A 26,701-nucleotide genomic window follows, 5' to 3' on the forward strand; every position below is an offset into this window, starting at 1 on the left:
AATCCCTCCTAATAAAAGCAATATTTAAGGCTTACAAACCTGTAAGCCTTAAATATATTAATCAAGATAGTCCTTAAGTTTCTTACTTCTACTTGGATGTCTTAACTTTCTTAACGCTTTTGCTTCTATTTGCCTAATTCTCTCCCTTGTAACTTTAAATTCCTTACCTACCTCTTCAAGGGTTCTTGCCCTCCCATCATCAAGACCAAAACGTAGTCTTAAGACTTTCTCTTCTCTTGGAGTTAATGTATCAAGCACATCCATGAGTTGTTCTTTTAACATAGTATAGGCAGCTGCTTCAGCAGGAGCTGGAGCATCTTCATCAGGAATAAAATCGCCAAGATGACTATCTTCTTCTTCTCCAATTGGAGTTTCAAGGGACACAGGTTCTTGAGCTATTTTCATTATTTCCCTAACCTTTTCAACTTCCATATTCATTTCCTTAGCTATTTCCTCTGGGGTAGGCTCTCTCCCAAGATCCTGAAGCAGGTTTCTTGAAACTCTTATAAGTTTATTAATCGTTTCAACCATGTGAACAGGTATTCTAATAGTCCTTGCCTGATCAGCAATTGCTCTTGTTATTGCCTGCCTTATCCACCAAGTTGCATAGGTTGAAAACTTAAAACCTTTTTTGCAGTCAAACTTTTCAACAGCCTTTAAAAGCCCTAAGTTTCCCTCTTGAATTAAATCAAGAAAAAGCATACCTCTTCCAACATAACGTTTTGCAATGCTTACAACAAGCCTTAAATTTGCTTCAGCAAGTTTTTTCTTTGCCTCCTGATCGCCTTGTTCAATCCTCTTTGCAAGTTCTATCTCTTCTTCTGCTGAAAGGAGAGGCACCTTTCCTATCTCTTTTAAATACATCCTTACAGGATCATCTATACTGATTCCCTCAGGAAGGGTTAAATCAAGATCCTCTTCAAGCATTTGTTCAGGGTTGAAATCCTCTTCGTCATTAATCACTTCAATGTTCATAGATTCAAGTATCTCATATATTTTTTCTATTTGCTCAGGAGATAAGTCCACATCTTCCAAAGTATCCATTATTTCCTTATATGTTAAGACACCTGATTTTTTACCTTTTTCTATTAATTGTTTTACGATATTCATCTTAGCATTATTATTTTCTTTTTTCAAATGTACAACCTCCCTTAAAAGGATTACAATAGACTAAGCTGTCTTCTAAGTTCAATAAGTTCTTTGGATAAAATTGCAGATTTTTCAATATCGTTAGCTTCCTCATAGCTTTTTATTTGTTCATTTATTTCATCTATTTTATTTTCAAGGTTATATTTTTTAATTGTCTTAATCAAATCATCAGCAAGTTCATATAAGTCTTCACTATATTCATATTCTATAAAAATAGAAGCAACATCACCTATGCCTTTATCACTTTCAAACTCTATAAGAATCTCATTAGCATCTATCTTTTCTCCTTTTTCACACTTATTATATATATACTCTGCTGCCTTTTTATATTCATCAGTAATAAATTCCTTTGGTATTATTTTTTTGCTGATATAGCCATAAAGCTCAATATCCTTTATACATAAATTTAAAATTAATCTTTCAGCTTTTCTATATGCAGGTTCAATATTAAAAACATTACCATTTACAATATTATTTCTCATATTGTTCCTATTATTCTTGTTTATTTTATTGTTCTTTAACTTTTTTACCTGTTCAAGAATGCTTTGCACTTCAATACCAGTTTCATCAAAAACTTTGGCAGCGTATACTTGAACATCTATCGGGTTTTCAACTTCGCTTAATATGTTAGCAACATCATTTATAAACACGATTTTTTGATTTACATCTTTAAGGTTTTTTCCATCTTTTGCCTTTTCAATGCGATATTGAAGAACAGGAAGGGAATTCTCAATAACCTTTTTAAATTCATCTACTCCAAAGCTCTTAATAAACTCATCCGGATCCTTACCCTTTGGTACCTCAATAATCTTAACATTGCACCCAACCGATTCTAAAATATCAAGCCCTCTTAAAGTTGCAGCTTTTCCTGCAGCATCTGCATCATAACAAATATAAATATCCTTACTATATCTTTTAAGTAGCTTTGCCTGCTCCATAGTTAATGCAGTACCAAGAGAAGCTACTGCATTATTAATTCCATACTGATGAAGAGTAATACAATCCATGTAACCTTCAACTATTATTAAATTTTCAACATTTCCTTGTTTTGCAACAAGGTTTAAACCATAAAGGTTAGTTCCCTTTTTAAATACCGGAGTCTCCGGTGAGTTGAGATATTTAGGTTTTGAATCATCAAGCACTCTTCCTCCAAAACCTATTATTCTCCCTTTAACATCAATAACTGGGAACATGATTCTGTTTCTAAATCTGTCATAATAATCTTTTTGGCTCTTTACAATTAGACCAGCCTTTAAAAGTATTTCATCACTAAAACCTTTACTTTTTAAATAGATATATAAAGAATTCCAGCTATCTATACTATACCCAATTCCAAATTTAAAAATGATTGAACTTTCTACATTTCTACTCTTAAGATAAGTAATTGCTTTATTGCTTCTTTTCAAATTTGAGAAAAAAAACCTCGCGGCCTCAACATTAGCTCTATAAATTTGCTCTTTAACTGCATTTTCTCTTGTATTTTTATCATCTTCCGAAAACTCCAGTGGAACATTAGCCCTGTCTGCAAGATATGATATAGCATCTAAATAATCAAGGTTTTTAATTCTCATAACAAATCCAATAACGTTCCCTGAAGCACCGCAACCAAAGCAATGAAAAAGCTGTTTTTCTTGAGAAACACTAAGAGAGGGTCCTTTGTCATTATGAAAAGGACATACACCCATATAACTTCTTCCGGTTTTTCTTAATGGAACAAATTCCGACACTATATCAACAATGTCGTTTCTTTCAATTATTTTTTCGATTAAATCTTTTGGAATTCGTCCCATATCATCACCCTAAACATAATTATATTTTCTACACAATATCAAATTTTCCTTCTTATTATAGTCATTTTATAAACTTAATGTTTGAACTTTCTATTAACAAAAGTTTAAATAAATTTTTACATAAAGTCATCAAATATAATTATATTCGACACAAATTTTAAAAATCCTTTTTTTAATATATTTTTCCCCATGGTAAAGGCACAAAAAGATTTATATATTCAGAAAGTGCATATCTGTCAGTCATGCCAGCAATATAATCACAAACTACCCTTTCAACACCCCATTTTCTTATTCTTTCATAAAATTCAGTGGGCATCTTCTCAGGCTTTTCCATATAATACTTAAATAGCTCTTTAATACAGTGCACAGCCTTCTCTTCTTCTTTCTTTGCACTTGATCCTATATATACATTTTTAAACATAAATTCCCTAAGCTCCCATGTTGCTTCTCCCACTTCACCAGATAATTTGATTTCTCCAAATTTCAAAGCATAGTCTATAACAGATTTAATCATGGAATTTATCCTTTGGGAATGGGTATTACCTAAAACATTTAAACATTCCTTAGGTAAATCATCGAGAGTAATTATTCCGCCTCTCATTGCATCATCTATATCATGATTAATATATGCAATTTTATCGGCAAGTTTGACTACTTTACCTTCATTTGTTTTAGCTTCAAGATTTCCACAATGACACAATATACCATCTCTTACTTCATAAGTTAAATTCAATCCACCTCCACCTTCAATACAATCAACAACTCTAAGGCTTTGTTCATTATGTTTAAAACCACAACTAGTTATGTCATTAAGAACTTTTTCTCCTGTATGTCCAAAAGGAGTATGCCCAAGATCATGCCCTAACGCAATAGCCTCTGTTAAATCTTCATTAAGCCTTATTGCTCTTGAAATAGTCCTTGCTATTTGAGACACCTCAAGGGTATGAGTAAGACGCGTTCTATAATGATCTCCTTCTGGAGCAATAAATACCTGAGTTTTATGTTTAAGTCTTCTAAAAGCCTTTGAATGTATTACTCTATCTCTATCCCTTTGAAAATCAGTTCTAATACTGCACTTTTCTTCATAGTTTTGCCTTCCTAATGAATTTTTACTTAATGTTGCCATAGGAGATAATATTTTCTCCTCAAGCTCTTCATATTGTTTTCTGATATTCAATATCATCACCACTCTTAAATGCATCCATATATATTATATACAACAAAAAAGTCAATATCCCTTCTTTTTAATTTATAAAAAATTATAACTGATTTTAGAGGAATAATCTTAATAAACTTTAAATTTCATAGCATTTATCATTTTTTCATAAATTATAATTTTTTATACAATATTTTTATAAATAAACTTTTAAATTAATTTATTTATAAGTATATAGATAGAAATTTCTTCATATATTTTTATAGCACGTGTTTTAGGTGATATAATGGAATCTATTAACAAAAAAACAGACTTTGAATTTTTATCCTTTGAAGAGTTAAAATCAAATATATTAAACTATTATAACCTTGTTATATATGACATTGAAAGTATAAAATTTAAAGACACTGAAAAACAAAGGGCCGTATATAAAGTTATTACAGATAAAGGAGTTAAATGTCTTAAAAAGGTATATTATTATGAAGAAGATCTCCTATTTATTTATTCAGTTATTGAATGGCTAAATTCAAGAGGAATACATTGTCCAAGATTTATTTCTACAAAAAATGGGCTTAAATTTGTTAAATATTGTAATAATCTTTTTATATTAACAGATTGGATTGAAGGAAGAAAATGTGATTATAATAATATTGATGACATTAAAGCAATTGCAGAAAATCTGGGAAAAATACATAAATGTTCTAAGGGTTTCTACCCAGTAGATGGTAGTAAACTTAGGATTACAGATAAGGATTATCTTTATAGTTACAATAAACATTTTTTGCAACTTCTTGAACTTTCAAACACAGCGTTCCGTATTAAAGATAAATTTTCTAAAATCTATCTTGAAAGTTTTGATTATAATTTATACAAAGCAAGAGAAAGTATATATATATTATCAAAAATAGACTTTTCAAAAAATATAGGAGATGATGTAAGTAGAAATGCAATATGTCATCTTGACTATGTAAATAAGAATATAATTTTTTCGGAGGATAATAATATTTATGTAATTGATTTTGACAGAACCATGATTGATATGCCAGTACATGATATTAGCGTATTTTTAAAAAGAATTTTAAAAAGAGAAAAAACTTCATGGAATTTTGATGTTTTTTTAAGTGCAATTGAAAGCTATGAAAAAATAAGAAGATTAAGCTATGAGGAGTATATGCTTTTATATGCCATGCTTATGTTCCCTCAAAAGTACTGGAAGGTTTCCAGAGACTATTTTAAAAACATTAAAGAATGCAACAAAGATGCTTTTATTACAATATTAAAGAAGATTTCAAGTCAGCAAAAGGATCATGAAAATTTCTGCAATAAGATGAAGAATTATATATATAAAAAATTTGGGGAGTAGTATAAACTACTCCCCAAATTTTTACCTTGGATTTTTAACCTGTGCTTGAGCTGCTGCAAGTCTTGCTATTGGAACTCTAAATGGTGAGCAGGATACATAGTCAAGTCCTACATTATGACAAAATTCAACTGATGATGGATCTCCTCCATGCTCTCCACATATTCCAAGCTTAATATCTGGTCTTGTTTGTCTTCCAAACTCTGATGCCATCTTTACAAGTTTGCCAACACCATTTTGGTCAAGTTTTGCAAATGGATCAAATTCAAATATTTTCTTATCATAATAGTCATTTAAGAATTTTCCTGCGTCATCTCTTGAGAAACCAAATGTCATCTGAGTGAGGTCATTAGTTCCAAAGGAGAAAAATTCTGCTTCCTTTGCTATTTCATCTGCTGTTAAAGCTGCCCTTGGTATCTCAATCATTGTTCCAACCTTATATTCAAGTTTTACTCCTTCTTTTTCTATTATTTCATTAGCTGTCTTTAAAATAATATCTTTTACATATTTCAACTCTTTAATTTCACCAACAAGAGGAATCATTATTTCTGGTATTATATTCCATCCATGTTTTCTATTAACTTCAATTGCAGCCTCAATAATTGCTGTTGTCTGCATTTCAGCTATTTCTGGATATGATACTGCAAGACGACATCCTCTATGGCCCATCATTGGGTTAAACTCATGAAGGCTTTCAACTGTTGCTTTAAGCTCTTCAAAGGTTATACCCATATTGTTTGCAATTTCTCTTATATCATCATCTTCACTTGGTAAAAATTCATGAAGTGGTGGGTCAAGAAGCCTTATAGTCACAGGTCTGCCTTCCATTGCTTCGTATATTCCAATAAAATCATTCTTTTGCATTGGAAGAAGCTTTGCTAATGCCTTTCTTCTTTGTTCTTCATTTTTAGCTACTATCATCTCTCTAACAGCTGGGATTCTATCCTCATCAAAGAACATGTGCTCAGTTCTGCAAAGGCCTATACCTTCTGCACCAAACTTAACTGCCTGTGCTGAATCTCTTGGAGTATCAGCATTTGTTCTAACTTTAAGCTTTCTAATTTCATCTGCCCAAGCCATGAATGTTCCAAAATATCCTGTAATTTCTGGTTCAACTGTCTTTATCTTCTGTCCGTAAACCTTACCTGTGCTTCCATCAAGGGATATGTAATCTCCTTCGTTAATTCTTACTCCGTTTGCAACAAAATATTTTCCTTCTTCATTAATCTGTATATCTCCACAACCTGCCACACAGCACTTACCCATTCCTCTTGCAACAACTGCTGCATGGGATGTCATTCCGCCTCTTGCAGTAAGAATACCCTCTGCTGCAACCATACCTTCAATATCTTCTGGTGATGTTTCAACTCTAACAAGAACAACCTTTTCTCCGGCTGCCTTATGCTGTTTAGCTTCTTCTGCTGTAAAGTATACTCTACCACAAGCTGCACCTGGTGATGCTGGAAGCCCTTTTGCAATTTCCTTTGCTCCTTTTAACTCTGTTTGGTCAAATGCTGGATGTAAAAGCTGATCAAGCTGCTTTGGATCAACTTTTAAAATAGCTTCTTCTTTTGTTATAAGTCCTTCTTGTACCATTTCAACAGCTATCTTTAATGCTGCTGGTGCTGTTCTCTTACCATTTCTTGTCTGCAAGAAATAAAGTTTTCCTTGCTCTATAGTAAATTCCATATCCTGCATATCTTTATAGTGTTTTTCAAGAATGTTCGCAATTTTCATGAACTCATTATAACAATCTGGCATAACTTCTTTTAATGTATCTATGCTCTGAGGAGTTCTAATACCTGCAACAACATCTTCACCCTGTGCATTAATAAGGTATTCTCCAAACACCTTGTTTTCTCCTGTTGCAGGGTTTCTTGTAAAAGCAACGCCTGTCCCCGATGTTTCTCCCATGTTTCCAAATACCATCTGCTGTACATTAACTGCTGTTCCCCAATCACTTGGTATATCATTTAATCTTCTATAAACTATAGCTCTTGGGTTATTCCATGACCTAAAAACTGCTTTTACCGCTTCAAACAATTGCTCTTTTGGATCTTGTGGAAAATCAGTTCCTTTTTCTTCTTTATAAAGTGCCTTATATCTTCTTACTACTTCTTTAAGATTTTCAGCATTCAAATCGGTATCATATTTTGCACCGTTCTCTTCTTTTACTGCATCAAGTATTTTTTCAAATTTGTTCTTGTCTATTTCCATAACAACATCGCTAAACATTTGTATAAATCTTCTGTAGCTGTCATAAGCAAATCTTTCATTGTTAGTTAACTTAGCAAGACCTACAACTGTTTCATCATTAAGTCCAAGGTTAAGTATTGTATCCATCATACCAGGCATAGATGCTCTTGCACCTGAACGTACAGAAACAAGAAGTGGATTTGATGGATCACCAAATTTCTTTCCAGTTATACCTTCCAATTTTTGAAGATATTCAAATATTTGAGCCTTAATATCATCTCCAATTTTTTGTCCATCTTCATAATACCTTGTACATGCTTCTGTGGTTACAGTAAAACCTTGAGGCACAGGTAAACCAATATTAGTCATCTCAGCAAGGTTGGCACCTTTTCCGCCAAGAAGATTTCTCATACCTGCATTTCCTTCACTAAAAAGATAAACATACTTTTTTTGATGACCAGACATTTTAAGACCCCCTGTTTTTATATTTTATATTTAAAATAATTTTAAACAACCCACAGGGACATATAATGTCCCAATTATGTTCAAAAAAATCACATTTACATAGAACATAAATTTACAAAAAGTTTTGTAATATTTGTTTTAGAAACTTTGCCTGTAATCTTTAAAGCTTCTTTCCCTTCTTCTGTAACTACTTTTTCAATAACCGGAAGAGAATCAACCTCATGCTCAATTATTTTCTTTGCAGCATCATAAGCACTATCTTCATCCATTACAGTAATTATATTAGGCATTCTTGTCATAATCACGCCCACCGGTACCTTATGTACATCAGTATTACCAATTGCAATCTTTAAAAAATCTTTTCTTGAAACTGCACCAGTTAAGTATCCATTATGTACTACAAATATAGTTCCTACATCATTTAAAAACAATTGAATTATTGCATCATAAACAATTGTATCTTCTGTAACAACAACAGGCTTTGTCTTAATATCTGCTACGGTTATTTCTTTTATATAATCATATATGATGTTATTATTTCCCTTTTTAGAATATAAATATCCTACCTTAGGTCTTGCCTCAAGAATTCCTGTCATTGTAAGTATTGCAAGATCAGGCCTTAGTGCTGCTCTCGTGACATTTAATAATTTTGCAATTTTTTCACTTGTTATAGGCTGATTTTTTTTAACAAGTTCAATAATTTCTTCCTGACGCTTTGTAAGTTTTATAAAAATCACCTTCTTTAAACAAATTGCTATAAATATAAAATTTTGCTATTTTCTTATATATACTATTATATAAACTCTATTATTCAAACTCAATACTTTTAAAAAATATTTTGTCTATTTTAAATATTGTTTTATTCTGATATTTAATACTTTTTATATAATATATTTTATTTTAAATTGTTTTATTTTTCAATACATTAATAAAACAGAATAAGCCAGTAAAACTGACTTATTCTGTTTTATCAACATTATCTTTATCATTTTCGTCATTATTCATATTTTCTAACTTAACACCTATATCCTCTTTAATATTATTTACAGCATCCTCAGCCTTATTTTTAACATCTTCAAATTTTTCTTTAACGTCATCGTATTTTTCCTTTATAACATCATTTACAATATCAATTTTCCCATCTGGTCTTTCAATTTCAATTACTATCTTAGTTGCCAATGCTGCAACAGCACCTACTGCAATTAGTGCAGGATAAAATAATCCAAGAGCCCCTGCAGCAATTCCAGCATTAACTGGAATATCTATTAAAACTCTATTGTCCTTTTTAATCTTTATCCTGCTGACATTTCCCTTTTTTATTATATCCTTTACAGTTTCTATTAAATCATTACTAACATTAGCAATGTTTTGAGCAAAGTTTTTTTGATTTTGTTCAAAGTAAATCAATGCATCTACTACATTCCCATTGTTTTTTTCAAGTAGTTCTTTTGCTTGTGCATATCCAACTCCTGTTCTTTGCCTTATAATATCAATCTTTTCAAGGCTAATTTCTTCCATATAACCCTCTCCTTATCTCTTTATTTTATCTAAAATACTAAGGCTTTTAAAATCCGTTTCAGTCTGATATAAAATATACTTAGTCATTATGTTTTGAAGATAATTTATACTTTTCTCATCATATTTAATATTTCTCAAATTCTCTAATTTTATGTTTTTAATTATATGTAAATTATTCAAAGTTTCTTTATTAATACCATAGACTGCTTGGTTGTCTTTACAATCTGTACAAATCATTCCACCCCTGTTAATACTAAAATATCCCTCTTTTATCCTTCTACCACACTTTACACAATTAACAATCTGAGGCATATATCCAGAAATAGATATGGCTTTAAAATCAAAAACAAGCCTTAAAAGCCTTAGATCAACCTCATCATGAGTCAAAATATATAATGTTTTTAAAATAAGTGCAAGAATACTTATACTTTTAACTTCATTTTCAGTAATATTATCTATAAGTTCAAGGAAATACATACCATAAGCAACTTTATCAAGATCCATAAGTATAGTCTGAAAAGAATTGATTATGTTACTTTGACTAATAGTATAAAGATTTTTACCTTTATGTAGCTGATATTCTCCATAACAAAAAGGTTGAGTTGATGCCATAAATTTACTCTTTGTCCTTCTTGCTCCATGAGCTACAGCATCTATCTTACCAAGTTTATCCGTTAATAAAGTGATGATTTTATCACTCTCTCCAAGCTTAATATATTTAAGCACTACTCCCTGAACGTTTATAAGTGACAAAACCACCACCTCCTATTTTTAATAACCAAGATATTTCAATAAAGATGGACTATCCCTCCAGTCCTTTTTAACTCTTACCCAAAGCTGTAAAAAAACTTTATTTCCAAGAAATCTTTCTATATCAATCCTTGAATCTTGCCCTATCTTTTTAAGCATTGCCCCACCTTTTCCTATTATTATTGCCTTATGGGAGTCCTTTTCACAATATATATTTGCATCTATATTAGTTATCCCTGTTTCTTTATCATCAAACATTCTTACAATCTCAACTGCTGTTCCATGGGGAACTTCATCTTTAAGATAATGAAGCAGCTTCTCTCTAATTATTTCTGATACTATAAATTTCTCAGGCTGATCTGTCATAATATCCGGTGGAAAATATTGTGGACCATTAGGAAGGTTAGATATTAAAACCTTAAGTAATACATCAATATTATTTCCGATTAGAGCTGAAATAGGTATTACTTCTTTAAAATTATATTCTTTAGTATAGCTTTCAATTGTTTTAGCAACAACTTCCTTTTTAACTGAATCTACTTTATTTATTACAAGAAAAATTGGAACTTTCGTTTGTTTTAATCTTTCAATAATATGTTTATCTGATGGATGTAGATCTTCCTGAGGTGTAGTTATAAATAAAACAACATCGACTTCCTTTAAAACGCTCTGAGCTGAACTTACCATATACTCTCCAAGCTTGTGTTTAGGTTTATGTATTCCTGGGGTATCCATAAAAATTATTTGACAATTCTCTCCATTATATATTGCTTTAATATTATTCCTAGTTGTTTGAGGCTTATTTGATATTATAGAAAGCTTTTCACCTATAATCCTATTAAGCAGCGTAGATTTCCCAACATTTGGACGACCAATAATTGCTACAAATCCTGATTTGAACTCTGTCATATATTATCTCCTTTCAATGTCCTTTTTTGAAAATGCATAAGGTAAAAGATCATAAAGTTGATGAACTTTATATTCTAATTTTTTATTTGCAACTATAACTTCTATATCAGTTCCAAACTCAGCAATAACTTGCCTACAAATGCCACAAGGATATGTAAAATCTTCACTATCAGCAACTATTGCTATCTTTGAAAAATTCCTATATCCTTCTGAAACTGCCTTAAAAAGTGCTGTTCTTTCAGCACAATTTGTACTACCAAAAGAAGCATTTTCTATATTACATCCAGTAAACACTTTTCCTTCTTTAGTTAAAATCGCAGCCCCCACTTTAAATTTTGAATATGGTGCATAAGCCTTTTCTTTCGCTTCATTTGCTAATTTTATTAAATCAAAATCATCCATTATATTCCTCCTTTTTATTTTATCATAGTTTATATTATTCTATACTATTTTTGATTTTTTAAAACTTTAAAACAGCTTAAAAATCAATATTGATATAAGTATCCCAAGTACTGCACCTACAACGACTTCAAATATACTATGTATCTTTGCATCGACACGGCTTTGTGCTACAAGGAAAGCTAAAAAATAAGAAAGAGTAATTATAAGTAATTGGCTAGTTACTAAAGATATTGATGTTGCAATGCCAAATGCAAGGGCACTATGACCACTTGGCATTCCTCCTTTTAACGGTGTTCCCTCTCCATAGATAGCTTTTATTACAATTGTTATTAATACCGTAAGTATAAGGCATATAAAAACTACCGTAGTATTTGACTGTTTAATTTTCATAAATACAGTTAGCGTTATAGGCTTTAACCTATCAAAAAAAAGAAGATATCCAACAACAATTGAATTAATAGCAGCAATAAGGACAGCTCCTGCTGAAACGTTCTTTGCAATTTTTGCCAAAGGATGATAATAATTTGCAATCACATCTATAGTAGCCTCAATTGCAGTATTTATCATTTCAAGAACTATAACAAGGGATATGGTAAAAAATAGAATAAGCATTTCTATTTTAGAAAAATCAAAAAAAAGACTAAGTAGAAGAACTATTATAGCTATAGTAAAATGTATTTTCATATTAAGTTGGGTTCTGACAGTATATATAATTCCATCAATCGCATTATTAAAACTATCAGAAATCTTCTTTATCTTCATAGTTATATTTCTACCTCACCAAACCAATTTTTTCTAATATACTCTCTTCCTTCTGCCTCATAATAATTCTATCTTCATCCCTTTCATGATCATACCCTAAAAGATGTAGAACACTATGAACAGTTAAAAATGAAACTTCTCGTTCAAAGGAATGGCCATATTCAATAGCCTGGCTTTTTGCTTTTTCAAGGGATAGGACTATATCTCCTAAAACGACTTCTCCCGTTTGAGGATTTATATCTTCAAAGTTAAAATTATTATCAATGAATTTCTCATTAAGCATTGGAAAAGATAATACATCTGTTTCCCTGTCAATGCCTCTGAATTCCTTATTTATTTCCTTTATTTTATCATTATCAGTTAATACTACACTTATTTCATAAGGTTTTGAAAAATTTTCATGTTGCAGTGTACTATATATGCTCTTTTCTATAATATCTTGTATTTCCTGTGTAAATTCAATTTTATTTTGTCTGTTATCAAACTCTATCAATTGTATCTTCTCCTTCCTTATTTTTATCATTTAGTTCTGGGTATTCTATACGGTTATGGAATATACCTATCATTACTTTTATGAAGGATTTTTTTATAGTATCAATATCCTTTAATGTAAGCTCTGTTTCATCAAGCTGTCCATCTTTTATTTTATCTTCAACTACTTTATTTACCATAGATTGTACTTCTTGAATTGTTGGATTGTTAAGAGAACGAACAGCCGCCTCTACACTATCTGCAAGCATTACTATAGATGCTTCTTTAGTTTTAGGCTTTGGTCCCTCATATCTAAAAGAAGCTTCTTCAATATCTTCCTTTGAATTATTTGAAGCTAAAGCATAAAAATATTTAACAAGGGTTGTACCATGGTGTTGTTCTATTAAATTTTTTATCGCTCCCGGAAGTTTATATTTTTGGGCAAGCTCTAAACCATCCTTTACATGAGAGGTTATAATAAGCGCACTAAGTTTTGGGGTTATCTTATCATGAGGATTATCATTTGTTATTTGATTTTCCTTAAAGAAATATGGTCTTTTTATTTTTCCAATATCATGGTAATATGCTCCAGCTCTTGCTAAAAGAGAGTTTGCGCCAATTTCTTCAGCTGCTGCTTCCGAAAGATTTCCTACAAGTATACTATGATGATAAGTCCCTGGAGCTTCAAACAAAAGTCTCTTTAAAAGTGGATGATTAGGATTTGTAAGTTCTAAAAGCTTTATCGGAGTAATTATATCAAATAGCTGCTCATATATAGGAAGTATACCTATAGCAAGCATCCCTGACAACATTCCTCCTCCAATAGCACTAAAACACTGAAGAAGAATCTGGGGAATATTTAAATTGTTGTTTATAAAATTACTTGATAGCACTATAACTCCATTTGTTATACCAGTATAAAGACCACTTAGAAGTATATTATTTCTTTCATGCACATTACTAATAAATAGTATCCCTGAAATACACCCAATAATATATATCAACAGAGGATCAAAACTAAAATTCGTTATAAAAGAAATTATCACAACTGAAGGTATACTTATAAAAAAAGCTGTTAAAGAGTCAAATATAAGAGTTATAAGAATTGCATTTAAAGCTACAGGAATTAAATATCCTGATATTGTATTCATCCCCATAGTAAATAATGCATTTATACATAATGTTATAGCAATAATCAACAGCCTATTATTTTCATAAAAATAATTTTTTCTATACCTATATAAATAAAAACCTATTATCATTTCCAAAAGCAAGATTGTTAAGGCTACTCCAATATATAGCCAAATATCAGCCATTTTATTTTCCTCAAGCAACCCTGCTTTTCTCATTAAATATATATGCTTTGAAGTGACAACTTCTCCTTTTAATATTATATTTTGATTTTTTTTGTATACTACAGGTTGTACTTGCTTTTTTGCCTCTTCTTTTAATTCATTAGTCTGCTGTTCATCAAAATAAAGGTTAGGCTTTATCAAAGGTAGTCCTATTTGACTGCATATTTTTTTTATATTTTTTTGCATAGATAAGTTTTCAACGTAAAAATTAAAATCATCTTTTGCTTTTTTAAGATCCTCTTCATCATTAATCATTATATCTTGAGATAATATTTTATCTAAACAATTTTGAAGAAAAGTTGACATGTTTTTAATTTCTTCATCCTTAAGCTGTATTAAAACCTTATAATCATTATAATCTAACTCAAACTCTGAAAGTGATTTTATTTTATCAATCTTCTCTTCTTCATTAATATCCATTGATTTATATTCTATTACCTTATCAAAAAAAGCTTTAACCTTTTCAACTGCTTCATTTTTAATATTAACGTTTTTACTATACTTATCAGTTACCGAAGAAATGGCTTTATTAATTTTTTCCTGAGTTTCAACATCATCTATAAAATCTCTCGGTGCTTTTATATCTGTCGGTGCAATGTCCCCTTCTTTTAAATTATATTTTTTTGGTATTACCCCCATGGAAGATATTGCAAATAATATAAAAAAAGTAAATAAAAAAATAATCATCTTTATAATCCTTGTATTTTTGAATATAAACCCATGAGTTAATCTTCTGTTAACTTCCATTTTATCACCTATCTTTATTCTCTTCATATCTATTGTATGCTTTAATTATTTCCATAACAAGCCTATGCCTTACAACATCATTATGAGAAAAATATATAAAATCGATACCGTTTATATCTTTTAATATTTTAGTTACATGCTTTAACCCTGAAACTTTTCCTTCTCCAAGATCTATTTGAGTTATATCTCCAGTTACAACTATTCTTGAACCATAGCCAAACCTTGTTAAAAACATTTTCATCTGCTCAGGGGTTGTATTTTGTGCTTCATCAAGAATGATAAAGCAATCATCTAAAGTTCTCCCTCTCATATATGCAAGAGGTGCTACCTCTATTATACCTGATTCCATATATTTTTGGAAAGTTTCAACTCCAAGTATATCATATAAGGCATCATATAAAGGCTTAAGATATGGATTGATTTTCTCCTGCAAATCTCCTGGAAGAAAACCTAATCTTTCACCTGCTTCAACAGCAGGTCTTGTAAGTATTATTCTTCCAACTTTTTTGTCTTTTAAAAATTTTACGGCCATTGCAATTGCAAGATATGTTTTACCAGTACCAGCAGGTCCTATTCCAAATACCACGTCATTTTTTTTGATTGAATCTACATATTTTTTTTGTCCAAGGGTTTTACATTTAACATATTTACCCCTTGCAGTTACTATTACAACATCTTCTAATATCTTTTCAATCTCATCTGATTTGTCTTCCATAACAAGGCTTATTATATAGTTTACCGTGTGAAGATTTATAGTTTCACCCCTTTTTATAATATCTAAAAGCTTAAGTATTGCACTTGTTGCAAGTTCTACGTTTCCTAATCCTGTTATCTTTATCTCGTTTTCTCTACTTATAACATTAACATCAAATGTTTGCTCTATAACTTTAATATTTTCATCATAATTTCCAAATAAATTTATTATATCCTCAACTTTGTCTATTTCTATTCTTCTCTCTTTTTCCAATTCATTTCCTCCATTCTAATTTATTTCCTGTTCAATACAAATATTTTCTTCAGTAATATAAAGAACTCTTACCTTGGCTTTACCATTACCTATAATCTTGTCTACCTTTTTATCTAATATCTTTGCATCCTTTGGAAGATATTTTTTTACATCTTCTTCAGCATCATTAAGTGCAATATTAGTAGCCTCTTCATAGCTTATAATTTTATATTTATCAGTCTTTTCATAATAATATTCAGTAACTAATTGCACTGGCATAGAAAAATTTCCTATTTTAAATATTTTTTTTTCTATTATTTTATCATATTTTTTAAATAGAATGTTATCGTTTTTTATATATATATCCTTACCAAAATAATTATAATATACTTTCTTTGCTGTTCTACCAGTTCTCTCTTCATATTTATAATTTATATTTACTTCTTTAACTGATTCATACCATGTCTTTGCAATTACCTCTCCAAAGGCATGAACTAATTTTATAGGTACATTTTGAGTGTCAGTTAAAACTCCCGAAATAAGAACTTGACCTTTTTTTACATAATCTCCCTCTTTAACCATGGCTTTGCCCATATATGCTGAAATTTTTAATATTATTCCATCCTTTGAAGCTATTACGTTTATAGGCTCTTCTAAATTTTTTATTTGTGGTGGCATCTTTCTTTCAACAACCTCAATTTTAGCTTTAATACCTTGAAGTTTAATTGTTACTACCGAAATTTCTTTTACATTATTTAAAATGTAATCTTCAATATCTCTTAGATTCAACTTATACTTTAAGGTTCCTTCTTTAAGTCCTGCTTTTTTAGCAGCTTCATATATTATATCTGTGTTAACAGTTTTATTCCCAACAATATCAATTTGCCATATTATATTTAACATATAAACTATTATAGCTAAAAATATCCCAATCCCTAAAACAAAAACTTTCCTTCTCAAAGCTTTTTTATATATAAAGTGCATTCCTACCTTTTTAATTATTTTTGTCTTTACACCTGTCTTTTGAATTATACCTCTAAGCATTCCATACTGGTCATATTTCATTTTAAAAATTACAGTCGTAAAGTTAACTCTTTTTACATCCCAAAGAGTTACTCCATACTTAATTGCCATATTAATGAACTTTTCTGGATTTAATCCTTCTAATCTTACCACGATATATCCACTAAAAAATTCATTAGAGCTCCTACTTGCCATCTTCACACCTCATTTAATAAATTCAACTATTTCAATATTTCCAATTACCGTTATAAATTCCTGATTAATTTCTTTTACCTCAAGCTCTTTTCCATAAATCTTTATTATTCCTATATGTGAGTTGATTCTTAATATGTTTTTAGAATATTCAATTACTCCTTTATGATTTTCTATAGAAACTTCAATATTACCAATCATTTTTATATTTGGGACTCCCATGGTAACATCCTTTGGAATGTCAAGGGATTCTGATACCCTACTTTTCAATTTATTAACTCTTTCTTTTTGCATAAAAAGGCCTCTATTTATTTCTATACAATATAATTATGCATTCTTTTTTTTTAAAATAACAAAAGAATACTTATGTATCCTATAAATCAAAAAATTAAAAAGACCCTCTTCGGGTCTTATTATTGTAAAATTTGCTTTACTATTTCATTTACAAGCTTTCCATCGGCTCGCCCCTTAACTTTAGGCATTATTGCTGCCATAACTTTTCCCATCTCTTTAATACTTGTAGCATTTACCTCATTCACAGCACTTTTAACTATTTCAGTTAGTTCTTCTTTTGATAACTGCTGAGGAAGGTATTCAAGCAAAATCTCTATTTCTTTTTTGGCCTGCTCAACAAGATCCTGCCTGTTCCCTTTTTCAAACTCAAGGATTGAATCCCTTCGTTGTTTTACTTCCTTAGAGAGGACAGCAATTACACCTTCATCATCAAGTTTTGAGCCATCAACCTTTTCAGCTTGAAGTACAGCAGCTCTTGCCATACTAATTACATTAGCTCTAAAGCTGTCTTTATTTTTTAAGGCAGCCTTCCAGTCTTCCTGTAATTTATCCTTGAGCGACATGCTTACCCTTCTTTCATTATTTAAACTTTCTCTTCCTTGCAGCTTCAGATTTTTTCTTTCTCTTTACGCTTGGCTTTTCATAGTGTTCTCTCTTTCTTACTTCTGCAAGCACACCAGCTCTTGCGCATTTCTTTTTAAATCTACGGAGTGCACTATCAATTGATTCATTTTCTCCAACTCTGATTTCTGACACCTGTTCTCCCTCCCTCCGCTATTTTCAATAATAGATAATAATAAATAAAGTGCTGTGATGTTTGTATTTTAAATACATATTATATTATATATTATGGGTGTAAATACTGTCAATAAATAATGATAATTTAGAATCAACCTGGAGGCCACTGCATATCTCTACCACCTAAAAGGTGAAAATGCAAGTGAGGTACTGTCTGCCCTCCCTCTTTACCACAATTGTTTACTATTCTAAATCCCTTTTCGCTAATTCCAAGCTCTTTTGCTATTTTTTTTGCTACAAGAATTATATGACTTACTATATCAGCATTATTTTCATCAACTTCCATTACTGATTCTATATGATGCTTAGGGATTATTATAATATGTACAGGAGCAACAGGGCTTATATCTTTAAAACCAACTACCTTCTCATCCTCATAGACTTTTTGAGAAGGTATAGTTCCCTCTACTATTTTACAAAATATACAATTCATTATCTTCACCTCCATTCATATTATTTAATTCAACATAAATCTTTATTTTCCTTCTTTTATGCTAAATTAAATTACCCTCTGCAACATTCTTCAAACAATTTACCAACTTTACATTCATAATTTTACCAGTTATATCTTCTTTAGATTTTACCATTACTTTAATATAGTTTGTAGTATAACCAAAATAGATTCCATCGTCTCCTTCTTCAAATAACACTTTCATTTCACTATTTATAAACTTTTTAATAAAGCTTTCTTCAAATATTTCATCAAGTTTAATAAGTTTTTGGCTTCTAATTTCTTTTACCAAGGGATCTACTTTATTAGGAAGCTTTTCTGCCCTTGTACCCTTTCTCTCACTATATTTAAATATATGCATCTTTGATAATTTTATATCTTCTAAGAATTTATAAGTTTCATTAAACTCCTCATCAGTTTCCCCTGGAAAACCTACAATAATATCAGTACTTATAGAAACATCTTGTATCTTCTCTCTTAACTTTGTAACTATACCCTTATATTCTCCTGTCGTATAGTGCCTATTCATGCGTTTTAATGTTTCATCGCATCCACTTTGAAGAGACAGATGAAAATGATTGCAAAGCTTTTTAACTTTACTTAAACTTTCAATTCTATTATCTGTGAAAAATGTGGGATCTACTGAACCTATTCTAATGCGCTCAATTCCTTCAATATCATTTATATTTTCAATCAAAGATACAAGATCAACATTCCCTAAATCTTTCCCATAAGATGCAACATGAATTCCTGAAAGTATTACTTCTTTATACCCATTTAAAGCTAATTTTTTAACTTCGCTTAATACTTTATCTGGATTTTTACTTCGTACAGGTCCCCTTGCAAAGGGGATTAAACAGTAGGAACAAAAATTTTCGCAACCATCTTGTATCTTTAGAAAAGCTCTTGTTCTGTCCTGATATTCCTCAATTTCCATCTCTTCAAAGGTTCGTATATTCATTATATTCTCAACATGCTTTATTGGCTTTTTTTCTTTTAAATATTCCTTAACTATTTGGGGTATCTTTATTTTATCTGTCGTTCCTACAACAATATCTACCCCCTCAATTGAAGCGACTTCTTCAGGCGCTACTTGAGAATAGCATCCTGCTGCCACTACAACAGCTTCGGGATTCAATTTTTTAGCCTTTCTAATCATATTTCTGGACTTTTTATCACTAATATTTGTAACGCTACAAGTGTTTATAACATAAACATTTGCAAATTCATCAAAATCAACAACTTCATATCCATCTTTTATAAAAACTTCTGCAATTGCTTCAGTTTCATATTGATTTACTCTGCAACCTAAAGTATAAAAGGCAACTTTTTTCATTTACTTCCTCCCATATCTGAAAGTTCATATAAAACTATAGTTGATGCTACAAAACCTGCAGTTTCAGTTCTAAGTATTCTTGGTCCTAAAGTTACAGGATGTATTCCATTTTCTATGCAAAGTTTTATTTCTTCTTCTTCAAATCCTCCTTCAGGACCTATAAATATTCCTACATTTTTTATATTGTTTTTTTGATGTAAAACATTTTTAAAACCAATTGATTTTTCATTTTCATAAGGTACAAATGCAATATCCATTTTTTTTAGCTCTTCAACTGCCCTTTTGAAATCAATAGGCTCAATTACCATGGGTATCATACCGCGATTACTCTGTTTTGCAGCCTCCATGGAAATCCTTCTCCATCTTTCAATTTTATTGCTTATGTCTTTGCTTCCAATATCAGCTACAACCCTTTTGGTAATAACTGTATATATATTGCAAACTCCAATCTCAACGGATTTTTGTACAATAAGATCCATCTTTTGTGACTTTGGAAGGGCTTGAAATAAGGATATTTTTATATCTGGTTCAGTTTTGTTTTGAAACTTTTCTTCTATAGTACACAATACTTCTTTTTTATTAAAACTTTCTATAGTACATACATGCTCATTCCCTTTTCCATCACAAATCAATATTCTATCTTTACTTCTTAGCCTTAAAACCTTCGTTATATGATTTACATCTTCCCCTTCAATTAGTATTTTATTATTACTATAATTTATATTTTCACTGTTAACAAAAAACTTATGCATATATCCTCCTTAGCTTACCTTTGCAGAAATTGCAACCCATTCACCCATCTCTTTGATATCACAAATATCAAAGCCTTCTTCTTTGAATTTTAATAGTACATCCTGTTTCCTATCTTGAATTATACCTGACACAATGAATATTCCATTTTCTTTCACAAAAGGCTTTATTGTTTCTATCAAATTTAAAACTATATCAGCTATTATATTTGCAACAATTATATCTGCTTTTCCTTCAACAACATCAGTTAAATTTCCATGCCTTATCTCTACATTTTTAATATTATTATATTCTACATTCTCCTTTGCTGCATGAACTGCTACTTCATCTATATCTACTCCTATTACTTTTGCAGCTCCAAGCTTTGATGCAGAAATTGAGAGTATTCCTGAACCAGTTCCTATATCAAATACTATATCTCCTTTTTTTACATATTTTTCAAGAAGCTCAATGCACATCATTGTTGTTTCATGGGTGCCTGTTCCAAAGGCCATACCAGGGTCAAGCTCTATCACTATTTCATCTTCTTTTTTCTCATAATCCTCCCATTTGGGTTTTATGACTATGTTTTTACCTATCTTTGTTGTTTTATAATATTTTTTCCATGAGTTTGCCCAATCCTCATCATATACTACATTAGTTATTACCTTACCTTGACCTATATCAATTCCTAAATCGTTAAGTTCATTTATTTTATTTTTTATGTATTCAACTATCTTATCTATATCCTCATTTGGATTAAAGTATCCTTTAACAACAGCTGCACTGCCTTTGTATTCAAGTATTGAAATATCAGCAAAATCCCAGCTAAGCTCTCCTTGATCCCTTTTTATAATATCGTTTGGATCCTCTATTGCAACTCCTTTAACATCCAGTCCATAGAATATGCCCGACACAGGCTCAACTGCTTCACTACTTGTAATTATCTTTATTTCAATCCATTTCCCATTCACAATATTCATCCTTTCGTTTTTTATTAATTATACTATATTATTATTATAATGTAAAAAACATTGATTATTAAAAAAGGTCAGATGTTTTTTGGCTCTCATCTGACCTTTTTCTTATTTTATCCTCCAAAGGCATCTTTAAATTTATCCATAAAGGATTTTTTTCCTTCCTTTATATCCTCTCCGAACTCAACAGCAAGCTTATTTAAAAGCTCTTTTTGCTTTTCAGTAAGTTTTTTAGGGATTTCTACCTTAAGCTCTGCAAAAAGATCTCCTCTTCCTCCTCCACGGATTTTATTTATGCCTTTACCTTTTAATCTTACAATAGTTCCTGGCTGAGTTCCTGGTACAATTGTATACTTTTCTTCTCCTTCAAGAGTAGGTATAGCAATTTCTCCTCCAAGTATTGCCTTTATAAAGGATATAGAAACTTCACAGGTTATATCAAAGCCTTTTCTTTGAAATATTTTATGAGGCTTTACCTTAATGTTAATATAAAGATCCCCTGGTGCTCCTCCCCTTAAACCTGGTTCTCCTTCTCCTCTTAAAGGAATTGTATTTCCAGTATCTACCCCTGCAGGTATATTTATTGATATAATCTTCTTTTTTCTAACTTTACCTTTTCCACCACAGTTAGGGCACGGTGTCTCTATTACTCTTCCTTCTCCATAGCATCTGTCACAAGTAGTAACACTTACAAAGCTTCCAAAAGGCGTATTTCTTTGAGTTTTAATCTGCCCTGTACCATTACATTTAGGACATGCTTTTGGAGAAGTCCCCGGCTTTGCTCCTGTACCATGACATTTATCACATGATTCATATCTATAAATTTCAATATCCTTTTTTACTCCAAAAGCTGCTTCTTCAAAAGTTAATTCAAGATTATACTCTAAGTCAGCTCCTCTTTGAGGACCATTCTTTTGTCGTCTTGCACCAAACATATCACCAAATATATCACCAAATATATCAGAAAAACCTTCAAAGCCTCCAAAGCCACCAAACCCACCAAAGTTTGATGGATCGAAACCGCCAAATCCACCTTGACCATTAAAATCAGCCGTACCAAATTGATCATACTGTGCACGTTTTTGAGGATCAGATAGAACCTGATAAGCTTCATTTATTTCTTTGAATTTCTCCTCAGCATTTTTATCTCCAGGATTCTTATCTGGATGATATTTTAATGCAAGCTTTCTAAAAGCACTTTTTATTTCTTCGTCAGTTGCATTTTTGCTAACTCCAAGTATTGCATAGTAATCCTTCGCCACTTGCCTCACCACCTTCCACATACAGTAAGGAGGGAATTAAATCCCTCCCTATGCTATTTGTCGTCCTTTACATCGTAGTCAGCATGTATATCGTTTGGGTTACCAGTATTACCTCCTGGATTTGCATTAGCATTTCCTGCAGACTGCTGATATATCCTTGATGAAACTTCATAGAATTTTTGTGTAAGTTCATCAGTAGCATTTTTTATAGCTTGAATATCTGTACCATTAAGAGCATCCTTTACCTTCTTTAACCTTGCTTCTATTTCTGATTTATCCTCTGGTGAAAGCTTTCCTTCAAGATCCTTTAATGTTTTTTCTGTCTGGTACACTATAGAATCAGCATTATTTCTAACTTCAATTTCTTCCTTTCTCTTCTTATCCTCTTCTGCATACCTTTCAGCTTCCTTAACTGCCTTTTGTATCTCTTCTTCTGAAAGGTTAGTTGAAGCTGTTATAGTAATGTTTGCTTCCTTACCAGTACCTAAATCTTTAGCTGAAACATGAACTATTCCATTTGCATCTATATCAAAAGTAACTTCAATTTGAGGTACTCCTCTTGGAGCAGGTGGTATTCCAGAGAGAGTAAATCTTCCAAGTGTCTTATTATCTCTGGCCATCGGTCTTTCACCTTGGAGAACGTGTATCTCAACGGATGTCTGACCATCAGCAGCAGTTGAGAATATCTGGCTCTTTCTTGTCGGTATAGTAGTATTTCTTGGTATTAATGTTGTAAATACCCCTCCAAGGGTTTCAATTCCAAGGGAAAGAGGAGTTACATCAAGAAGAAGAACATCCTTTACTTCACCCTTTAATACTCCTGCCTGAATAGCTGCACCTACTGCAACACACTCATCAGGGTTTATTCCTTTTGTTGGCTCTTTACCAGTAAAATTCCTTACAAGTTCTTGAACAGCAGGTATTCTTGTAGATCCTCCAACTAAAACCACTTTATCAATTTGGCTGATTTCAAGTCCAGCATCTCTTAAGGCATTCTTCATAGGCTCTAATGTTGCTTGAACAAGGTCAGCTGTTAATTCATTGAACTTTGCTCTTGTTAATGTAACGTTTATGTGTTTAGGACCAGTTGCATCTGCTGTTATAAATGGAAGATTTATCTCTGTAGATAGAGAAGTTGATAATTCTATTTTTGCCTTTTCAGCAGCTTCCTTTAATCTTTGTAGTGCCATTTTGTCGTTTCTAAGGTCAATACCATATTCAGCTTTGAAATTATCACAAAGATAGTCCATTATCCTCTGGTCAAAATCATCTCCACCAAGGTGTGTATTACCATTAGTTGATTTTACTTCAAATACTCCATCTCCTATTTCAAGTATAGAAACATCGAAGGTACCTCCGCCAAGGTCATATACAAGTATTTTTTGATTTCTATCCATCTTATCAAGTCCATAAGCAAGTGATGCTGCTGTAGGTTCGTTTATTATTCTTAAGACTTCAAGTCCGGCAATCCTACCTGCATCCTTTGTTGCTTGCCTTTGGCTATCGTTAAAATATGCAGGAACTGTAATAACAGCTTCAGTTACAGGTTCCCCAAAATAACTTTCTGCATCAGCCTTTAACTTTGCAAGTATCATTGCTGATATCTCCTGTGGAGTATAGGACTTACCGTCAATAGTTACTTTATAATCAGTTCCCATGTGTCTTTTAATTGACATTATAGTTCTATCTGGATTTGTTATAGCCTGCCTCTTTGCAACCTGACCTACTATTCTCTCACCATTAGGTTTAAATGCAACAACTGAAGCTGTTGTTCTTGCACCCTCTGAGTTTGGTATAACTACTGGTTCTCCTCCTTCCATGTAAGCCATACATGAATAAGTTGTACCAAGGTCAATACCTATTACTCTTCCCATAATCTTCTTCCTCCTTTATATTATTCATTGTTAATTAGCTACTTTAACCATGCTGTAACGCAGTATTTTGTCTTTATATTTATATCCTTTTTGTAGGACTTCAACAACTTCATTTTCACCATAGTTTTCATCTTCCACATGCATTACTGCATTATGATATTCTGGGTTAAATTTTTCTCCCAAAGCATTAATTTCCTGAATATTCATCTTTGCTATGGTATCTTTAAAAAGTTTAACTATCATTTTAATTCCTTCAATAAGACTTTCACTTTCATTGTTATACTCAAGTGCCCTTTCAAGATTGTCAAGAACTGGTAAAAGATTCTTTACCGCATCTATAATGCCATCATCATACATACTCTCTTTTTCTTTGTTCGTTCTTTTACGATAGTTATCAAAATCAGCCATGTTACGCCTTAACATATCAAGATAATCATTAGCTTCCTTTTCCTTAGCCTCATACTTTTTTAAAAGTTCTAAATAAAGTTGTTGAAAATCTTGCTTTAATTCATCATTGACTTCATTGATTTTAGTTTCAACATCATTTTCAATATTTTTGTCTTGAACTTTACTTTCTTCATTACAATAATTACTCATATTTTTTTCATCTTGAATGTTTTCATTTTTCATTACATTTTCTTCTGTCACTTTATCACCTTCTACCAAATTATTTTATTCATCTATATGGTTCCTAAGCATTTGATTTAATATATTTGTAAAATACATTAAAATACCAATAACCTTTGCATAATTCATCCTTGTTGGTCCTATAACTCCTATTTTTCCTACTGCTTTATTTCCAATTTTATAAGTAGCTTTTACAATGCTGCATTCCTTTATCTCATCATATATATTCTCTTTTCCTATAGATACACTTATATTGTTATCATCATCGGAGAATATATCTAAAAGCTTTTCTTTATGCTCAAGCAGTGAAAGAAAATTTTTTGCCTTTTCTAAATCGTTATACTCAGGATAATAAAAAATATTGGTTGTTCCATCAAGTATTATGTCACAATCATAGGATTTAAGGCTTTCATTAAGCACTGGTATAATAGAACTTAATATTTCATTATACCCCTTCAACTCAAGCTGTATAGAAGAAATAACAGACAAGTCTATATCTTCAACTGTAAGTCCTACAAGTTTTGCATTCAACATATTATTTATTGTTGTTAAAGTGTTATTTGATATTGGTCTTGGTATTTTTATTTTACAATGTCTTATTATTCCAGTATCAGTTACTATTACTGCAATTATATCTGTAGAACTTAGCTGTATAAGCTGTATCGATTTTACTGAACTTTTTTTTACAGAGGGTGAAAGCACTGCTGAAGTATATTGAGTTAAATTTGACAGCAGCTTTGATATCTGTTTTATTGTCTTATCAATCTCATCAATTTCAGTTGTTTCAAAATAATTTTTAATATTTTCTATTTCATATATTGATGGCTTTTGTTTTTCCATAATTTCATTTACAAAGAATCTATATCCTTTATCAGAAGGAATTCTTCCAGCAGAAGTATGAGGCTGTTCAAGATATCCAAGCTCCTCAAGGTCAGCCATTTCATTTCTAATAGTTGCCGAACTAATCCCCATCTCATATTTTTTGGCTATTGTTCTTGAGCCTACTGGTTCTGCTGTATCTATATAGTCTATTATCACTGCCCTTAAAATAGTCTTTTTCCTCTCGCCCAAATCCATACTTCCACCTCCTTTTGTTAGCACTCTAACCTATTGAGTGCTAATTATTACGATAATAAAATATCACTATTGAATAATTTTGTCA

The 26,701-nt window shown here is 31.1% G+C and carries 26 protein-coding genes; 1 reads left to right on the plus strand and 25 read right to left on the minus strand.

Features of this window, described 5'->3' with window-relative positions:
* Nucleotides 1-57: 57 nt before the first annotated feature.
* The 3 genes from rpoD to FDN13_RS01045 form a co-directional block, all read right to left on the minus strand.
* Nucleotides 58-1,137 carry an RNA polymerase sigma factor RpoD gene (gene rpoD / locus FDN13_RS01035; RefSeq protein ID WP_138978476.1) on the minus strand — a complete coding sequence of 360 codons (1,080 nt, stop codon included), beginning with the start codon at nucleotides 1,135-1,137 and terminating at the stop codon, nucleotides 58-60.
* 23 nt (nucleotides 1,138-1,160) lie between these two features.
* Nucleotides 1,161-2,939 carry a DNA primase gene (gene dnaG, locus FDN13_RS01040; protein ID WP_138978477.1) on the minus strand — a complete coding sequence of 593 codons (1,779 nt, stop codon included), beginning with the start codon at nucleotides 2,937-2,939 and terminating at the stop codon, nucleotides 1,161-1,163.
* Nucleotides 2,940-3,111: 172 nt separating this feature from the next.
* Nucleotides 3,112-4,116, minus strand: a complete 1,005-nt coding sequence (locus tag FDN13_RS01045; protein ID WP_138978478.1) for a deoxyguanosinetriphosphate triphosphohydrolase — start codon at nucleotides 4,114-4,116, stop codon at nucleotides 3,112-3,114.
* 265 nt (nucleotides 4,117-4,381) lie between these two features.
* On the opposite strand from FDN13_RS01045, the gene FDN13_RS01050 reads away from it, so the two are divergent.
* The gene (locus tag FDN13_RS01050) at nucleotides 4,382-5,458 is read left to right on the plus strand and encodes a CotS family spore coat protein (RefSeq protein WP_138978479.1); all 1,077 of its coding nucleotides are present in this window, start codon (nucleotides 4,382-4,384) and stop codon (nucleotides 5,456-5,458) included.
* 21 nt (nucleotides 5,459-5,479) lie between these two features.
* Here FDN13_RS01050 and ppdK read toward each other — a convergent pair whose 3' ends face one another.
* From ppdK to hrcA, 22 genes are all read right to left on the minus strand, one after another.
* On the minus strand, nucleotides 5,480-8,116 hold the full coding sequence (gene ppdK / locus FDN13_RS01055) for a pyruvate, phosphate dikinase (protein ID WP_138978480.1): 2,637 nt from the start codon (nucleotides 8,114-8,116) through the stop codon (nucleotides 5,480-5,482).
* Nucleotides 8,117-8,211: 95 nt separating this feature from the next.
* Entirely contained in the window at nucleotides 8,212-8,844 is a 633-nt protein-coding gene (locus tag FDN13_RS01060) for a helix-turn-helix transcriptional regulator (RefSeq protein ID WP_305781726.1), read from the minus strand.
* 229 nt (nucleotides 8,845-9,073) lie between these two features.
* Nucleotides 9,074-9,634, minus strand: a complete 561-nt coding sequence (locus FDN13_RS01065; protein ID WP_138978482.1) for a DUF4342 domain-containing protein — start codon at nucleotides 9,632-9,634, stop codon at nucleotides 9,074-9,076.
* A 12-nt stretch (nucleotides 9,635-9,646) separates the two neighbouring features.
* Nucleotides 9,647-10,387 carry a DNA repair protein RecO gene (recO, locus tag FDN13_RS01070; RefSeq protein WP_168190026.1) on the minus strand — a complete coding sequence of 247 codons (741 nt, stop codon included), beginning with the start codon at nucleotides 10,385-10,387 and terminating at the stop codon, nucleotides 9,647-9,649.
* A gap of 18 nt (nucleotides 10,388-10,405) precedes the next feature.
* The gene (gene era, locus FDN13_RS01075; RefSeq protein WP_138978484.1) at nucleotides 10,406-11,293 is read right to left on the minus strand and encodes a GTPase Era; all 888 of its coding nucleotides are present in this window, start codon (nucleotides 11,291-11,293) and stop codon (nucleotides 10,406-10,408) included.
* A gap of 3 nt (nucleotides 11,294-11,296) precedes the next feature.
* Nucleotides 11,297-11,695, minus strand: a complete 399-nt coding sequence (locus FDN13_RS01080) for a cytidine deaminase (protein WP_138978485.1) — start codon at nucleotides 11,693-11,695, stop codon at nucleotides 11,297-11,299.
* A gap of 66 nt (nucleotides 11,696-11,761) precedes the next feature.
* Nucleotides 11,762-12,457, minus strand: a complete 696-nt coding sequence (locus tag FDN13_RS01085) for a diacylglycerol kinase (RefSeq protein WP_138978486.1) — start codon at nucleotides 12,455-12,457, stop codon at nucleotides 11,762-11,764.
* Between the two features lie 10 nt (nucleotides 12,458-12,467).
* Nucleotides 12,468-12,950 carry an rRNA maturation RNase YbeY gene (ybeY, locus tag FDN13_RS01090; RefSeq protein ID WP_138978487.1) on the minus strand — a complete coding sequence of 161 codons (483 nt, stop codon included), beginning with the start codon at nucleotides 12,948-12,950 and terminating at the stop codon, nucleotides 12,468-12,470.
* Nucleotides 12,937-15,057 carry an HD family phosphohydrolase gene (locus FDN13_RS01095; protein WP_138978488.1) on the minus strand — a complete coding sequence of 707 codons (2,121 nt, stop codon included), beginning with the start codon at nucleotides 15,055-15,057 and terminating at the stop codon, nucleotides 12,937-12,939. Before FDN13_RS01095 ends, ybeY begins: the two co-directional genes overlap by 14 nt.
* A complete protein-coding gene (locus FDN13_RS01100) occupies nucleotides 15,035-15,997 on the minus strand; it encodes a PhoH family protein (protein WP_138978489.1) in 963 nt (320 codons plus the stop codon). Before FDN13_RS01100 ends, FDN13_RS01095 begins: the two co-directional genes overlap by 23 nt.
* A gap of 15 nt (nucleotides 15,998-16,012) precedes the next feature.
* The gene (gene yqfD, locus FDN13_RS01105) at nucleotides 16,013-17,194 is read right to left on the minus strand and encodes a sporulation protein YqfD (RefSeq protein WP_138978490.1); all 1,182 of its coding nucleotides are present in this window, start codon (nucleotides 17,192-17,194) and stop codon (nucleotides 16,013-16,015) included.
* A gap of 9 nt (nucleotides 17,195-17,203) precedes the next feature.
* Entirely contained in the window at nucleotides 17,204-17,485 is a 282-nt protein-coding gene (yqfC, locus tag FDN13_RS01110) for a sporulation protein YqfC (protein WP_138978491.1), read from the minus strand.
* Nucleotides 17,486-17,604: 119 nt separating this feature from the next.
* Complete coding sequence (locus FDN13_RS01115; protein WP_138978492.1) at nucleotides 17,605-18,048, minus strand: GatB/YqeY domain-containing protein; 444 nt, start codon at nucleotides 18,046-18,048, stop codon at nucleotides 17,605-17,607.
* A 16-nt stretch (nucleotides 18,049-18,064) separates the two neighbouring features.
* Nucleotides 18,065-18,241, minus strand: coding sequence for a 30S ribosomal protein S21 (rpsU, locus tag FDN13_RS01120; protein WP_078696164.1), 177 nt, complete (start codon nucleotides 18,239-18,241; stop codon nucleotides 18,065-18,067).
* Nucleotides 18,242-18,374: 133 nt separating this feature from the next.
* Nucleotides 18,375-18,719, minus strand: coding sequence for a histidine triad nucleotide-binding protein (locus FDN13_RS01125; protein ID WP_207670925.1), 345 nt, complete (start codon nucleotides 18,717-18,719; stop codon nucleotides 18,375-18,377).
* Nucleotides 18,720-18,777: 58 nt separating this feature from the next.
* A complete protein-coding gene (gene mtaB / locus FDN13_RS01130; protein ID WP_138978494.1) occupies nucleotides 18,778-20,070 on the minus strand; it encodes a tRNA (N(6)-L-threonylcarbamoyladenosine(37)-C(2))-methylthiotransferase MtaB in 1,293 nt (430 codons plus the stop codon).
* On the minus strand, nucleotides 20,067-20,822 hold the full coding sequence (locus FDN13_RS01135; protein ID WP_138978495.1) for an RsmE family RNA methyltransferase: 756 nt from the start codon (nucleotides 20,820-20,822) through the stop codon (nucleotides 20,067-20,069). Before FDN13_RS01135 ends, mtaB begins: the two co-directional genes overlap by 4 nt.
* A 9-nt stretch (nucleotides 20,823-20,831) precedes the next feature.
* Nucleotides 20,832-21,773 carry a 50S ribosomal protein L11 methyltransferase gene (prmA, locus tag FDN13_RS01140; RefSeq protein WP_138978496.1) on the minus strand — a complete coding sequence of 314 codons (942 nt, stop codon included), beginning with the start codon at nucleotides 21,771-21,773 and terminating at the stop codon, nucleotides 20,832-20,834.
* Between the two features lie 116 nt (nucleotides 21,774-21,889).
* Nucleotides 21,890-23,059, minus strand: coding sequence for a molecular chaperone DnaJ (gene dnaJ, locus FDN13_RS01145; protein WP_138978497.1), 1,170 nt, complete (start codon nucleotides 23,057-23,059; stop codon nucleotides 21,890-21,892).
* Between the two features lie 32 nt (nucleotides 23,060-23,091).
* Nucleotides 23,092-24,912, minus strand: coding sequence for a molecular chaperone DnaK (gene dnaK / locus FDN13_RS01150; protein WP_138978498.1), 1,821 nt, complete (start codon nucleotides 24,910-24,912; stop codon nucleotides 23,092-23,094).
* 30 nt (nucleotides 24,913-24,942) lie between these two features.
* On the minus strand, nucleotides 24,943-25,560 hold the full coding sequence (locus tag FDN13_RS01155; protein ID WP_243120240.1) for a nucleotide exchange factor GrpE: 618 nt from the start codon (nucleotides 25,558-25,560) through the stop codon (nucleotides 24,943-24,945).
* A gap of 24 nt (nucleotides 25,561-25,584) precedes the next feature.
* Complete coding sequence (gene hrcA / locus FDN13_RS01160) at nucleotides 25,585-26,616, minus strand: heat-inducible transcriptional repressor HrcA (protein ID WP_138978499.1); 1,032 nt, start codon at nucleotides 26,614-26,616, stop codon at nucleotides 25,585-25,587.
* Nucleotides 26,617-26,701 lie beyond the last annotated feature (85 nt).

This window comes from Caloramator sp. E03, assembly GCF_006016075.1.
GTDB lineage: Bacteria > Bacillota > Clostridia > Clostridiales > Caloramatoraceae > Caloramator_B.

What these genes read in the sequence shown, in the direction of transcription:
- dnaG (WP_138978477.1), bottom strand. Translation starts at nt 2,939, where the DNA reads ATGGGACGAATTCCAAAAGATTTAATCGAAAAAATAATTGAAAGAAAC.
- FDN13_RS01050 (WP_138978479.1), top strand. Translation starts at nt 4,382, where the DNA reads ATGGAATCTATTAACAAAAAAACAGACTTTGAATTTTTATCCTTTGAA.
- ppdK (WP_138978480.1), bottom strand. Translation starts at nt 8,116, where the DNA reads ATGTCTGGTCATCAAAAAAAGTATGTTTATCTTTTTAGTGAAGGAAAT.
- FDN13_RS01065 (WP_138978482.1), bottom strand. Translation starts at nt 9,634, where the DNA reads ATGGAAGAAATTAGCCTTGAAAAGATTGATATTATAAGGCAAAGAACA.
- era (WP_138978484.1), bottom strand. Translation starts at nt 11,293, where the DNA reads ATGACAGAGTTCAAATCAGGATTTGTAGCAATTATTGGTCGTCCAAAT.
- FDN13_RS01080 (WP_138978485.1), bottom strand. Translation starts at nt 11,695, where the DNA reads ATGGATGATTTTGATTTAATAAAATTAGCAAATGAAGCGAAAGAAAAG.
- FDN13_RS01085 (WP_138978486.1), bottom strand. Translation starts at nt 12,457, where the DNA reads ATGAAGATAAAGAAGATTTCTGATAGTTTTAATAATGCGATTGATGGA.
- FDN13_RS01095 (WP_138978488.1), bottom strand. Translation starts at nt 15,057, where the DNA reads ATGAAGAGAATAAAGATAGGTGATAAAATGGAAGTTAACAGAAGATTA.
- yqfD (WP_138978490.1), bottom strand. Translation starts at nt 17,194, where the DNA reads ATGGCAAGTAGGAGCTCTAATGAATTTTTTAGTGGATATATCGTGGTA.
- yqfC (WP_138978491.1), bottom strand. Translation starts at nt 17,485, where the DNA reads ATGCAAAAAGAAAGAGTTAATAAATTGAAAAGTAGGGTATCAGAATCC.
- FDN13_RS01115 (WP_138978492.1), bottom strand. Translation starts at nt 18,048, where the DNA reads ATGTCGCTCAAGGATAAATTACAGGAAGACTGGAAGGCTGCCTTAAAA.
- mtaB (WP_138978494.1), bottom strand. Translation starts at nt 20,070, where the DNA reads ATGAAAAAAGTTGCCTTTTATACTTTAGGTTGCAGAGTAAATCAATAT.
- FDN13_RS01135 (WP_138978495.1), bottom strand. Translation starts at nt 20,822, where the DNA reads ATGCATAAGTTTTTTGTTAACAGTGAAAATATAAATTATAGTAATAAT.
- dnaJ (WP_138978497.1), bottom strand. Translation starts at nt 23,059, where the DNA reads ATGTGGAAGGTGGTGAGGCAAGTGGCGAAGGATTACTATGCAATACTT.
- dnaK (WP_138978498.1), bottom strand. Translation starts at nt 24,912, where the DNA reads ATGGGAAGAGTAATAGGTATTGACCTTGGTACAACTTATTCATGTATG.
- hrcA (WP_138978499.1), bottom strand. Translation starts at nt 26,616, where the DNA reads ATGGATTTGGGCGAGAGGAAAAAGACTATTTTAAGGGCAGTGATAATA.